This is a genomic window from Brevibacillus halotolerans, assembly GCF_026891775.1.
GTDB classification, from domain to species: Bacteria; Bacillota; Bacilli; order Brevibacillales; family Brevibacillaceae; genus Brevibacillus_B; species Brevibacillus_B halotolerans.
On sequence record NZ_JAPTNK010000009.1, the window covers coordinates 83,704 to 96,625 of the forward strand.

12 protein-coding genes are annotated in these 12,922 nt (G+C 34.3%); 3 read left to right on the top strand and 9 right to left on the bottom strand.

Annotated elements, in window-relative coordinates; translation table 11 throughout:
- Positions 1–381: 381 nt before the first annotated feature.
- The 8 genes from O0550_RS13065 to O0550_RS13100 form a co-directional block, all read right to left on the bottom strand.
- Positions 382–705 (bottom strand): hypothetical protein, encoded by a 324-nt coding sequence (locus O0550_RS13065; protein ID WP_258426537.1) that lies wholly within the window; start codon positions 703–705, stop codon positions 382–384.
- 132 nt (positions 706–837) lie between these two features.
- Positions 838–990, bottom strand: a complete 153-nt coding sequence (locus O0550_RS13070) for a hypothetical protein (protein WP_258426538.1) — start codon at positions 988–990, stop codon at positions 838–840.
- A gap of 199 nt (positions 991–1,189) precedes the next feature.
- Positions 1,190–2,002: a hypothetical protein gene (locus O0550_RS13075; protein ID WP_258426539.1), complete on the bottom strand. Its 813-nt coding sequence runs from the start codon at positions 2,000–2,002 to the stop codon at positions 1,190–1,192.
- A 487-nt stretch (positions 2,003–2,489) separates the two neighbouring features.
- Positions 2,490–3,953, bottom strand: a complete 1,464-nt coding sequence (locus tag O0550_RS13080; protein WP_258426540.1) for a hypothetical protein — start codon at positions 3,951–3,953, stop codon at positions 2,490–2,492.
- A gap of 692 nt (positions 3,954–4,645) precedes the next feature.
- On the bottom strand, positions 4,646–5,497 hold the full coding sequence (locus O0550_RS13085) for a hypothetical protein (protein WP_258426541.1): 852 nt from the start codon (positions 5,495–5,497) through the stop codon (positions 4,646–4,648).
- 702 nt (positions 5,498–6,199) lie between these two features.
- Positions 6,200–7,387 (bottom strand): replication initiator protein A, encoded by a 1,188-nt coding sequence (locus O0550_RS13090; RefSeq protein WP_003345919.1) that lies wholly within the window; start codon positions 7,385–7,387, stop codon positions 6,200–6,202.
- Positions 7,388–7,735: 348 nt separating this feature from the next.
- On the bottom strand, positions 7,736–8,473 hold the full coding sequence (locus tag O0550_RS13095; protein ID WP_258426542.1) for a PadR family transcriptional regulator: 738 nt from the start codon (positions 8,471–8,473) through the stop codon (positions 7,736–7,738).
- Between the two features lie 2,024 nt (positions 8,474–10,497).
- Complete coding sequence (locus O0550_RS13100; protein WP_140575822.1) at positions 10,498–10,677, bottom strand: hypothetical protein; 180 nt, start codon at positions 10,675–10,677, stop codon at positions 10,498–10,500.
- A 184-nt stretch (positions 10,678–10,861) separates the two neighbouring features.
- Between O0550_RS13100 and O0550_RS13105 the strand changes: the two genes are divergently transcribed.
- From O0550_RS13105 to O0550_RS13115, 3 genes are all read left to right on the top strand, one after another.
- Positions 10,862–11,200 (top strand): sigma-70 family RNA polymerase sigma factor, encoded by a 339-nt coding sequence (locus tag O0550_RS13105; RefSeq protein WP_140575820.1) that lies wholly within the window; start codon positions 10,862–10,864, stop codon positions 11,198–11,200.
- Entirely contained in the window at positions 11,152–11,385 is a 234-nt protein-coding gene (locus tag O0550_RS13110) for a hypothetical protein (RefSeq protein WP_140575818.1), read from the top strand. Before O0550_RS13105 ends, O0550_RS13110 begins: the two co-directional genes overlap by 49 nt.
- Before the next feature lie 116 nt (positions 11,386–11,501).
- Complete coding sequence (locus tag O0550_RS13115) at positions 11,502–12,107, top strand: lysozyme (RefSeq protein ID WP_258426543.1); 606 nt, start codon at positions 11,502–11,504, stop codon at positions 12,105–12,107.
- 167 nt (positions 12,108–12,274) lie between these two features.
- Here O0550_RS13115 and O0550_RS13120 read toward each other — a convergent pair whose 3' ends face one another.
- A complete protein-coding gene (locus O0550_RS13120; RefSeq protein WP_258426544.1) occupies positions 12,275–12,874 on the bottom strand; it encodes a hypothetical protein in 600 nt (199 codons plus the stop codon).
- Positions 12,875–12,922 lie beyond the last annotated feature (48 nt).

Genomic DNA, 12,922 nt, shown 5'->3' on the forward strand with positions numbered 1-12,922 from the left:
TAATCTTGTGTGCTCTTGGTTTTTCCAATTGAGCATTACAATTTGTAATTATATGTTTGTAATTAGTATAAGTTATTAAAACAACAAAGACAATACGATCTTATGAAATTTTTAGACTGAAATTCCTTTCATAATATAAAGAAATCTTCTTTATGCCGTTTTGATATATTTTGTTAGTAGGTTCAATATCTAATTCCTTAAGAATTTGCAAGTAGAAATATGTTTCTATACGCAGGTGTTTCATCCCCATCAATCTCAGAGGCACCAAAAAACCCAAGAAGTTGCCTTCCGGCGTTCCCATCTGCGAAACCGGCCTTGCCATGAACCGGGACGGAAAAATTACTCATCCAAACCGCACCCGCCAGAAATTCTGCTGCCCCTTCAAACTATCCAAACTACTTCCTCCCCTGTGATCATCCAAGCTGATACAATGGCAGGAATTATCGCGGCTGCACCAAATATGTTACCATCCTCGATGATTACCGCCTTTCTATTAACCGGCAGAGCATACACTCCAAATCTATCTATGCTCTGCGCACCGAATGCGAACGTTACAACTTTCGCTTCAAATCCACCGGGCAGCAACGGCTTTGGGTTCGCAACCAATTCAGCACCCAGAATCTCAATTCCATTTTCCCCTAATGATGTGAAAGCTAAACTTTCAGCTATATTAAGATATATCCACCAATAACAACTGTCTTCCATAAATAGAAAAGCCGCCGTAAATGGCGACTATACTTTAACAAGGTTGTGTACTCCTGATATCATCAAGGCTCAAATACTGAAACTAGGATTGCCAGTCCCCTAAGTTATACAAGCGGTTGGCCTTTGAAAGGATTAATAACCTGGATCATCGGACCAACCGGGGTCACTTGTAATGCATGTGTATTGAATCGACCAATCAGGCTCTGCCATAAGTATGTCCTCACTTAGATGATATCTAGGATCATCACGCCAACTTGAATCAAAAACCCAATCAGGTTCTGTCATAAGTACCCTCTCCTTGACTAATTTTATATTTAGAAGCAGCCACTCAATAACTCCATTCAGGTTCTATGCAAAGTTTCCGCTCTTGAAAACTTTCATAACCCCAACCTGATCCGTTATGTGCCTTCATCCAATTCACCTCCCTGCTACACCTTTCGATAAGGTAATTCAAAATCCTTCCATATAAGAGAGCTGGTTTGTATTAAAAGGTAATATCATGTTCTACTAACGATAGGTAGATGCTTATTTTATATATCGGTACCCCTTCAGCCTTACTTCTATAGAATTCCATTAGTTCTAGATGATCTGGTGTAACTTTCTCATTAAACGGTATTAATATTTGAGCGCCTTGATTAGGAGGAATCATTAATCTTTGAACTGGTATATGTTTGCTCCTAATGATCGCATATGGAACTTCTTTATCCCCGACCTTAATATATTGTGTATTGCTCTTGTTCACTAGCGAAATAGCTAAATATTGGCCAGTGGTATCTTCTTGTTTTTTAATAGCTCCTATATGAATTGAGCTATCATCCTTTGTAATTTTGTAGTCAAGCTTTGTAATTTCTAAAATATTATCTTCTTTTATTACCCAATGTTTTTTATTTTTCTTTTCTACTAGGAGGATTTCTTCTGATTTTAAATGTTGATTATCCCTGAGATAAGTAAGAGTAACAGACGCTTTATATAGATTATTTTTCAATGGAGTAATATTGCTGACTTTATAAGACATAATCCTGGAGTTCGCTTTACTCATCTGGGTTTGTATTTGTCTCGATAGAATTTCTTTCGGTTTATTCGATCCTATAAAGGAGGCTGCTTCATTGTATCTTTCTGCAATAAGAGAATCATAGTAACTCTTCATTATTTCTTCTACCTCATTCTTTATTGGAGAATTTTTTACCTCTTTAGTATTTGATAAATGATAAGTATTATTTCGATTGGCACTTTCTTTCGTGTATAGATATACCCCTATTGTCCCTACAAGCAAAAATAATAAAAGAAATTTTTTCATATAGTACCTCCTACATTAAAAAAACACATAAGAAAAAGATCTTATGTGTTACGTGGTGTTTCCATCATTCATAAGTAAGAATATTTTTATTTAGTTCTAAACATAATATATTATCGCTATTCATTATAACAATAAATATAAATAATGAATTAATACAATAGGATAAAGTGAGAAAACAATGATATCTGTGAAACGGTTTATCGAGATTCTTTTGCGCATAAACAGAAAAAATAATAGATTCACAGGATAACTTAACAATCCACGGTTATAAATGACATACTAACAAGACTTTTGACATATTCACAGTTTGATCTGCACAAAAATCTGAAATAAAAAAAATCCATATCTATAAAATAAGGATTTCTGGTCAATGAATATGTGAGATTTGAAGATAAAGATACTTTCCGGATTAAGAAAATGAGGTAGGAATAAAAGAAGGGAACCCTAACAAGCACTCGTCTTTTCGACCAGTGCTGTAGTAGTATAGTTAACTTACTTTTTTATAAATATGAGCATAACTAGACTCTATTGTCTTCTTATAAGCCTCGAGCAAATTTAGAGTAACTTCATGAAATTGATAAGGATGTTTTTCTTCTTTCACTTCTTTTTCTATCTCTTCTAATTTGTTGATCTCCTTATTTCTCAAATCTGTAAGCTTTTTTCTAGTATCTTCTTTTGAAATGCTAGCTGTTCTTTGACCTGACAAATCAAACATATCGTATCCTGAGAAGTTGAGTAGGGTTTGGGAAATTTTGGACTCAAACCACTTGTGACAAACTCCTTTCAGTAGATCAAAAATGAATTGATACCTCTTTGTAGCATAAAAAATAGTTTCTTGATCAATTATAGTGAATCCTTCAAAGCCAAGTTTTTTTAGATACTCATATTTTGATTTCCCCCCTTTAAAATCTGGAAGAGAATTAAAAGACATAGCAAAGCTATGGTATCTATCAATTTCCTTGGCGTTTTCTGTCATTTTTTCAAGGGAGATATTGTGTAAGATACCACGAAAATAGGCTGATATTGCACCAGGTGTGTTTAATTCTAGTTCTAAAGAGTTTAAACTGCTCGCCAAATAACGCACTGCTTCGTCATAAATGGAGCGGGCCAGATAACGAACAGTACGCTTTTGTTTAAGTATTTCTTCTTCTGCTTTCGAGTAAGAAGTCGCACGAATAGAATATTTATTTAACAGTAGAAATTCGGACTCCTTTACTAAACTGTGAATAAAACCTTTAGCGGTCGCTAGTATTCCTTGGTAGGTTTCTGGAGAAAGATTTTTAACTACACCGTAGCATGTAAAAGTGTCTTTAAGAAGGCTTCTTTCACGTTCGATCGTATAAAATTGGGTAAGGATTTCTGGAACAAAGTTAAAAACTACAAATTCTTTTTTTGTCTCAACAGATTTATGTATTTGTACATCCACAATTCCAAATAGCTTAGCATTTATCTCACGAATTGATAAGGAAAAGCGTTCATTATCAAGAGGTAATTTACGCAAATGGTATTGTTTACGTGAGAAAAATGTTTCTTTTTCCATTACAACAGTCGTATTCTGAGACGAACTTTGAATAGATAATTGGAGAGCAGCTTTTAAAATGATACGTTTAGCATTAACTTTTAGTCTTTTAAATTCAGGGCTATCGAAAAAGAAAAACGGTTTACAATAACGATCCCCGCGTTCCCATTCAAGGTTATCGCTTGCCAGCTCGAATCGGATTAGATCTGGATTATTAGGATGGTAAGACAAAACACCATCCCGTTTAAGTTCATTCATCATTTCTTTTACATATTTTACAGTGGTCCCAATTTCAGATGCCAAACGTTCAATAGTCGAAAAACGGACATGACAATCCCAATCAATATATTTAAAGAGTGAGAGACAAAGATCAATTTTTTTAGAAGACAATGTATTAATGTCTTGATTAATAAAACTTTCAATTATCTTCATTTTTGTCTCCCTCCTCGCATAAATAGTTTAAAAGAATCTTACACGTAATTAAAATGCTCATCAACTCGTACTTGTGAGTACCCTAAACACGTACTTCTGAGTACTAAATGTTTGTACTTGTGAGTACCTATCCCTCGTACTTCTAAGTACCTAACTTAGATATTCGATGGTTAAACCCTCGTACTTATGAGTACCGTTTTTATCTCAGTATAGTTATCAGGGAGAACTGAATATACCCTCGTACTTGTGAGTACCACCTTCATCCCAGCATAGTTATCAAGGAGAGCTGAATATACCCTCGTACTTGTGAGTACCGCCTTCATCCCAGCATAGTTATCAGGGAGAGCTGAATATCACCCTCGTACTTTTAAGTACTTATATTTATTATTAGCCTTCATCCCTCGTACTTGTAAGTACCTTAAAAAAATAGATTCAGAGATTAACCCCTCGTACTTGTGAGTACTATTAGGCTAAAAAAATACCCATTATTTTTTCTACAAATTTGCAAAAGGCCTCAAAAATTGAACTTGGTCTTATTCTGGTACTATGTGCTGTTTGACCTCTGGAAAACTAGTGTATAAAATCCGCACTTTGTTGTGGTACTCCAATACTAAATAAAAAAATACCGGTATCCTATCAGCTAAGGACTACCGGTTTATGTTTTTTCTAATTTAGCGTAAAATTTTAGCAGTTCATTTCTTTTTTGGTTTAGTTAGCTCTTCTTCATGTTCGTTTCTAATTTGTTCAATCCGTTCATATAGAGCTTGAATTTTAGCTGTGGATTCTTCATTTGCTTTTTGGAGTTTGTCCTGAAACTCAGTTCGGAGGTGTAATAGTTCACGTTCTTTTTCAACATCTTTCTTTTCGATAATACGTTCGAGTTCGGATTGATGACGTTCTTTCGTTTGTCGAAGAATTTCTTTATGAATTTCTTCTTTGTTTTGAAGAATTGCACTTTCTTTTCTCAGTTCCTCTTGAAGTTTTTCGTTTTGTTGTGTTAACTGGATAACTTGGTCTTTAAATGACTTACTCTCTTCATAGCCTTGGCGAAAATCATTTACGAGACCGGTTAACGTATCGTTTTTCTCTTTGTATTCCTGAATTAAAAGCTTATTATTTTCACTGGATTCTTCCATCTGCCGGACAAGACGTTCAGCTTCATCTTTCATTTGTTTAAACCGTTCTACTTCCTCCATAGCAGCTTGTAGGTCCTTTTTTAAATCGCTAATTTCTATATGACATTCCTCAATCATTAGATTCTTTGACTCTTTCCATTCTTCAGCTTTACGATGTATCTCTTCTTTTTCAAAAGCGGATCGTTGAATCATATTGATTACTACTTCATTAATTCTATTGGTATGTAGTTCTATCTCTGAAATATCTTTCTTGAAGTCCAGCATTCCTGCTTTCATATCTTGCATCACCCAGAGGTTGGTTACAGCTTCAATCCACTCTTTATCTGTCATTCCAGATGTTTCAATAGTGCTATTAATTTTGCTTTTTAACTCATCTGTCATTTTAAAGCCTTTTGTCGTTTCTGCCATAGAATTTCCCTTCTTTCTTTTGGTTAACTTTAAAACTTAGTATTATCAATAGGTTAACCTAGTTTACTTAGTTAACTGGTGGATAAAAAAATAATAACTAGTAAACTGCTACAATGCTTACTATTAATTAATTATGACCAATTTAGGGAAAGGAATTCCTATAAATTAGGAAAATTGGTACTGATCTAGCATTTGATCATTCTTTCAGTATGCTAACTTGGAAACCTACACTTTGCTTCCCTTACAAAACCGGCATTGCTTTCTTTGGTGAACTCCTCATCTAGAGAAAGATATGCATTAGGTTTTAGGTTGACGAATAAATAAAAATTGCAAATTATCAATTGATATTTTTATCTTAACGTAATCTTTAGTGGATATCAATGGTACTTTAATAACTACAATGCTCTTTTAATAGGTAATATTACAACTGGCGAGGAAGACGTTAAGGAGCCTAATGTATACAATTAACAAAAAAGGAGTCCAATTAAGGACACTAATTTCTTACCCTTCACCTAGATCTTCGTACGCACTTTCGAGAGCTTCAATTTCCGCATCTTCATGATGTATCTCATCCCAATATTCAAATTGTACATAGATGAAATGTTGAAATCTATGTACAAGTAAAATAGAAGAGTCAGTAATCCTAATTATAACAGATACTGGCATTTTTTGTTTGTATGGTCAAATACCTAAACTCACAGTTTATAGAGGTAAAACTAACTGGTCATTAATAACTTGCTCTAAAAGTGTTGATAGCTCATTATTATCTTCAACGGAAAGAGCTGTATCAGAAGAAACCACTACAGACTTAAACCAATCGGTTGGATAAAGTCTAACCGTATCATTATCTTTGATAAAAATATAATTATGTAAGATCTCAGCAGAAATTAGTTCCTCAAATGCTTTTTTCAGTGTTTGCTTATGTTTTTTTAAAGGCAATTCAGCTGACAACCCAATTCTCTCAGCTAATTCAGCAATACCATACTGAAAACAACCTTCTGCTGTTAATTGATCGCCACATAAAGTGATATAAAGAGCTTGTGCAGCAAGTCCCCTTAGATCATCTATCATAGCTAAACTAATATAACTAACATATCCTTCTATTAATGATAGATGGAGATAATCTGAGAACTGAATGATATGTTCGCATGAGTATACTACATCATTTTCAGAGGTATGTTCTAGTTTACCTTGCGATTGAACTAGATGAAATTTTTGTGTAAGAATCTTTTTGTTCTTCTGCTTAATATAAAAAGCTTGCATGATAACAGAAGTATTAAACAAATTCTCTAGAGATTCTTTTACCATATTGTATTCTCTCCCGCTGACTCCTCCTCCTAATTGTTGTAGTAGCTCATACTCAGTAAATCTGAATTCTTTTTGTTTTCCTTTAAGTTCCCAGATCTTATGCAATGAAAGAAAGACTTTGGTATCATACATACTTAGGAATCTTCCGCGATCATTTTGATAAGTAAGCTTGTTACCGTTGTTTTCTTTTACTGTAATAATTCGTTGTTTACATTGATCTTTTTTATTTTTTTCTCCAACCCACAAAACGGCCCCATGCGTTAGAACATTAGTACTCACTTGATGATCTGGATTTCTATAGCTCTTTTTTCTCTTCTCCAGTGCATCGTTAATGATCCGTAAACCATAATCAATCATTTTAATGGTTTCGGAATCGACGTTAGTTGAAAGGGTTCTTTTTTTCAACAAGTCATTTTCAACTGCTGTTAGTTCATTTTTTTTGAAACGGAATAAATGATCTGCAGCTTCTCCGATAATTTCTTCTTTAAGTGCAGTTACTTCTCTATCTGAAAGGTTCATATCTTCAATATTAATTATCTTATCAATGAAAGTGTGTAAAGCTTTCTGGAGTTTGACGGACATACTCTTTCCCCCCTCTTTCCTTATTGTGGAGGAGGATCTGATATTATGCAACTGATTATCTTTGGTCAAAATTCTACACCGTCCTCTTGCAAAATAAAAAGCCCCCCATACTTTGTCTAAAAGACTAAGCATGGGGGGCTTCCCTCAAGCGTATAGGGTTTGTCGTTTTTATCATTCTTACTTCATATTAAAGCATTCCATTTAAAATAAATCTAGTGTTAACTCATAGGAAGCAGTCTTTTCCTTTAAAAGATTTAGAAGTATATTGGAATCCGAATAATGATAGCAAAATATACTCAAAATCAGTAAAATTTGTTAATTGGATATTAAAACAAAGATAAATGGAAACTATGCTCTATTAAATAGAGTAAGAATATCAGAAATAAATTGATGAATTTGTTGAAGCTTATAATGGGTATTTTGCTCGATAGTAGGAAACGCTTTGATCCCTTTTATTGTAATTTTAAAATATTTTTTTCGTCTTCTCTCGATATCATTCCATTGACTTTCAATTAATAGGCTAGCTTCCATTTGATGAAGAACATCATAGAGATAGCCTTCACTGGAATACCATCCATACAGGCTTTTTAATTCCTGGCGAATCTCAGAGCCATAATATCTTTTTTTGGTACTACAAAGTCTTTTTAAAATAAAGTAAAATAGTAATTCTTTCACGTCAATTATCTTACTAAAATATCGCTGCTGTTCTTCAGTTAAATCAGGAAATGTTGTATGGCCGTTTTTATGTAAAAACCTTTCGCAGGTAATAAGAAGAGAAGAATAATTGAGATAAAAAGTGGACTTGTAATTATCTAAGAGTAAAGAACCAGGTTGTGTTATCCGGTACATTATTTTGTTTCCTTTTGTTGGGAGAGGCTCAATCCAGCGATAAGACTCATCCATTTCTTTTACAACACGATAAAATTGGGAACGTGAATGCTTTTTTGCTGGAAACGTGTTTTGGAGATTTAAAAACATAGAACTAATATATTGATTTTCCTTCCGGAGTTCTGTTAATACGAAGATATAAAAGAATTCTTTTTGAGAAAAGCCTACTTTTTGTAGGTTTTTTATTTTTTCAACCATGAAGATCCTCCTTCAATTAAAAAGGAATATATGTTCTTCATTATACCTATAGAAGAAAAATTATGCCATTAGATAAAAAATGATGATATAGGGGAGAGGAAAAAGGTAAATCCCAAATAATAGATTTTCAATAAACATCGTTAGGGGATTTACTATATTAGTGGAATAGAGTTGTATAGTTGTTCTTTCAATCTTTACGTTTGGCGCAATCTTTTTTAATTCCCTACGTGTTAATTTACTTGTCAGCATTTGAGCAATATGATACGTACTTAATAGTTATTCAGCTTCATTGCTTGGTTTTATGAATCGTATGTTGGTCCCCCGTTAAGGGGGTACTAAGAAACTTTTTAAAACATGCTAAAAAAGGAGTGAAGTACAAATATAAATAAAGTATGCGGCACGTAGAAAAAATGAATAGAAAAACTAAGTAAATCTATAAATCTAAATAGTAAATCCCCTAACGATGTCTGCTGTAAGGGATTTAGATTGAATTAAAGTTGTAAATGGAATCAAAGAGATTTTAAGCTCTTATCCGAAATAATAGTAAAGGTTGTTTCTTATCCTAATAAGCATTGGCTGTAAGGTAGTATTATTTGTGGGTGATGTGCCTATATAAGCAAGGGCCAGCTGCTGAATATCCTCTTTAGGTATATCTGTTTGAACACTTTGGCCAATAATTTCCAAAATGGAAGGAGATTGGCTGCACCTCACTAGAAAAGTAATTTAATCTTAGAGCATCATGCCGGGTGCCGTACAAAATCTAACGCTTATTTCCTATTCAAATAATGGATTCCTGGTTGTGAGTTTATAATGGTTCCATCTGAGGGATCGGTATATATCATTCGGATCTACTACACATCAATACTATTTTGCTTATCTATAATTCCCCTTTTATAAGGGTGGGTCACTCCCTCCACTAGCTGATACATAAATTAATGTTTCACTTGATTTATGATATACAAAAAATAAAGTGATGCAAAAAGATAGTAAGAGAACAAACGTTAATCTTCTTTTGCTCATATAATTGATCCTCTCTTGAAAAGCTAAAAATACCCTACACGCACCTAGAGGCGCAACAAACTCGGGTCATGAGAATCCTAACGCCAAGCTAATAAAGGCTTGGCGTTTGACAGAATTATGAGGATTTTACATGGATTCCAACCTATTTCGATACACTAATCTGATGTTCCGAGTTATAAGTTTCTTGGTTCTTTTCGTTCCAGAGCTTAATAAGCTGAAGAATGTTCTCTCGGCCTTCCTCATGAAAGCCTACGTATAATGCTGGAACCCATCCGCCATATCATTCGGGTCATCTTCTTCACCAGGTCTAAGTTTTTCGCGACAATCCGCACAATAGCTACAATTATCGATTCCAAGATAATGGACCGTCTCAAAAGGTTTAAATGGTCGATATTTTTACCTGCTATTCTTCTAATCATGTCTTACTCACGTTGGTATGGAAATCCAAGGAGCGATGGCCATATTTGCAGTGAACTTAAAACGAATATTGAAGCTGACGGAGGAATAATCCTCCTCCCATCTCGTGATAGTAAGCGAAAAGACGGCATTCATTCACGTATTTTCGAATGAAATGCCGTCTTTTTTGATGAATTTTCTTTTGGCCTTTGAAAAGCTATGTTTTTCAGTGGCATCGCTCCTAAACGGCTGCCCTTCTTCACATCGTATTATTTAGCGGAATAAAGCTTATCGATCGAAGCCCTAAAAGCATCAAAGTCGAAATCATTGGTTATCGTGTAGTTATGAGTATGATTGTTCTCCCTGATTGAGGTTGATTTTTGGTTATAAACCATAAAACTGTAAACTTCAGAATCATCACTCTTCTGACGGATAATAACGTTATAAAAATAAGGAGAATCAGATTCCTTATTTATTTCATTTGCTTTCTTTAATTCAACGCCCGAAAATTGGCCCAATATCGATTGAACTTCACTCGGTTCCATGACATGTGCGTTAATTTCAATTCCCTCATCAGTAGAATCTCATAGAGGCAGAAAGTCGTTTAGCTATTCCTGTTCATTTTTACGCTGGACCGACTGAATAGCATCGGCAAGTTGTTTTAACGAGGCATCCAGGCTATCCAGCCGCTCTCCTATTGTATCTAACACATAACGTATCAAGATAAAGCAGAGTGTAACTGGGAAGCCAACGTTCGCAATCATTGACACAATATCTGCCACTTCCATACCATCCCCCCCTTCCACAAAAGCCTCTATATTTAGGGAAGTTTAATCACTCAAATCACAACTAAATATAGGGAAAAATGGTATAATAATACGGGAACATTTGTTCCCTTGGTTGTAAAACAGAGCCTAAATTTTCCCTATTTATATAAGGGTAACTTTTAGTAACGAAAGGGGACGAGAGGTAATGGATGAACAGCACGAAATTTATGAACGCTACAAACGCGAGATCTATCGTATCGGCTGGAGAGTGCAATACAGAGCAAAGAAGATACGAAATCAAGAGGACCCTATCTACGACAGTATTCCATCCTACATAAATTTTACGAATGCATCTGAGAACAAAATATGGATTCGGCAGCTGCTAGATTCCCTTCCTCCTCAGGGCAAGACGATTATAGACCAAATATACCTCCAAGGCCGCACAGAAGCAGAAGTAGCTAAAAACCTACAAATGAGCCAGCAGGCGGTGAACAAATGGAAAAGAAAAATGATTCAACAATTATCCCAGATCGCGAACTACTAAGACTTATTCGGGCAGCCCGACAAAAGGACACCGCAGCTATGATGCAGCTGATCGAGCTTTATAAGGAAGATATTAAACGTGTCAGCAACTTCATCTATTTGCCAACCCAAGATGTCATTTCGGCAATTACATTAGAGTTCCTGGAGCTCATCCTTAATCAAGATGAAGAGAAAAACGAAATCTAAAAAATTCTTTTATAACCGGTTGTTAAAGATTCTCTTAAATTTCCCTTATATATGAGAAGCAAATACAGCGCGCGCGGCTCTCATAAAAAAACAAAAATTCATTGGAGGTTCTTAATATGGCAGGAAATTTTTCTTTAGGCACAGATGGAGCAAACCTTATCAAAAAACATGAGGGACTTTCCTTGAAATTTTATGGAGATCCTTATGGGTATCCAACAGTTGGATGGGGACATTTGATTACATTGACTAAAACATATACTAAAAATACAACAGGTAATCCAAATGATTCTCTTCTATCCCAAGCAGAAGCTGATGCTCTATCAAAATCTTTAAATCTAGGTTATACTTCACCAATTTCTCAGTCTCAAGCAAATACTTTTTTTGCTAATGATACTGCAAGTGCTGTAGCGGCAGTAAATAAATTGGTACTTCCTAAAGGTCATAAATTTTCACAATCTCAGTTTGATGCACTTGTTTCGCTCACTTTTAATGCAGGTCCTGGGGTGCTAGCAACCAATGATGTAAAAGCTATGCTTGCCAATGCGCATATATATCCAACTTTTGTTGGTCCACTTTTACAAAGTCAAATTGATACTTGTTCAAAATTAGTCAGCAAAGCATTTTCATATGATAGAAATTTACAAAAAAGAAGAAATGAAGAAGCAACTTTATTTTGTAAAGGCATGATGTATACTCATAAATATCCAGTATATACACTATAGTTTAATCGTTTTACGACATAAACAAGAAAGGTCAGCCTTTAGGCTGACCTTTCTTGTTTAAAAAATTATATTCACAGGCATTTTCAGAATCGCTTATAGGATACCCTTACCTTCCTGGATATTTTCTATTCTATTAGTACTGAACTTATTACATAACCTTAATTCATTTAATCAGTAATTTTTTTAAGCTCAAAAATAGTTGCCTCTGATAACAAGATAAGCCTATCGTTATTAACAACAAAAAAACTTACACTTACAGGTATGCTAAGTTTTGTAGAAGGGTCACTTATATCTATTGCTTTTACTACATCATTTATATTTAAGCCAGGGATATCTATTTTATATAATCTATAAAAAGAGTCAGAGTTATAGCATGTCGCTGTAATCTCATATAATGGATTTTTTAGTTCATATTGATAATTACTATAGTTTTTAAGTCCTTTTGATGAAAAAAAGTCTTTTTTGATTATAATTTCATCTCCAATAAATTTTTGCCCTGTTGGATATTCAGAAGCATCATTATATGATTTTGCAAATCCTAAAAGCTTCTCAACTTTCCAAGTTCCATAGAAATATTTTTCAGTTTCACTATCCAAACTTATACGTTCTACAGTACAATATTCGGATGTGTTTTTTGGAATAATAGACTCTTCCGTTTCAGGTTTATGCTCACTAGAAGTATTTGGATTTGATGTCGTTTCAACATTTCCACAAGCCGATGCTAGCATCAACATTATCATAATACAAACCAATAATATTTTTTTCATATTTCACACTCCCACTATAAAGTTATGTTTTCGCCTGTTTACTCGCTT

Coding starts and splice junctions, on each gene's coding strand:
- O0550_RS13090 (WP_003345919.1), bottom strand. CDS start 7,387: ATGTCCGTCAAACTCCAGAAAGCTTTACACACTTTCATTGATAAGATA.
- O0550_RS13100 (WP_140575822.1), bottom strand. CDS start 10,677: ATGGAAGTGGCAGATATTGTGTCAATGATTGCGAACGTTGGCTTCCCA.
- O0550_RS13095 (WP_258426542.1), bottom strand. CDS start 8,473: ATGGTTGAAAAAATAAAAAACCTACAAAAAGTAGGCTTTTCTCAAAAA.
- O0550_RS13110 (WP_140575818.1), top strand. CDS start 11,152: ATGGAAAAGAAAAATGATTCAACAATTATCCCAGATCGCGAACTACTA.
- O0550_RS13065 (WP_258426537.1), bottom strand. CDS start 705: ATGGAAGACAGTTGTTATTGGTGGATATATCTTAATATAGCTGAAAGT.
- O0550_RS13115 (WP_258426543.1), top strand. CDS start 11,502: ATGGCAGGAAATTTTTCTTTAGGCACAGATGGAGCAAACCTTATCAAA.
- O0550_RS13120 (WP_258426544.1), bottom strand. CDS start 12,874: ATGAAAAAAATATTATTGGTTTGTATTATGATAATGTTGATGCTAGCA.
- O0550_RS13070 (WP_258426538.1), bottom strand. CDS start 990: ATGACAGAACCTGATTGGGTTTTTGATTCAAGTTGGCGTGATGATCCT.
- O0550_RS13075 (WP_258426539.1), bottom strand. CDS start 2,002: ATGAAAAAATTTCTTTTATTATTTTTGCTTGTAGGGACAATAGGGGTA.
- O0550_RS13105 (WP_140575820.1), top strand. CDS start 10,862: ATGGATGAACAGCACGAAATTTATGAACGCTACAAACGCGAGATCTAT.
- O0550_RS13080 (WP_258426540.1), bottom strand. CDS start 3,953: ATGAAGATAATTGAAAGTTTTATTAATCAAGACATTAATACATTGTCT.
- O0550_RS13085 (WP_258426541.1), bottom strand. CDS start 5,497: ATGGCAGAAACGACAAAAGGCTTTAAAATGACAGATGAGTTAAAAAGC.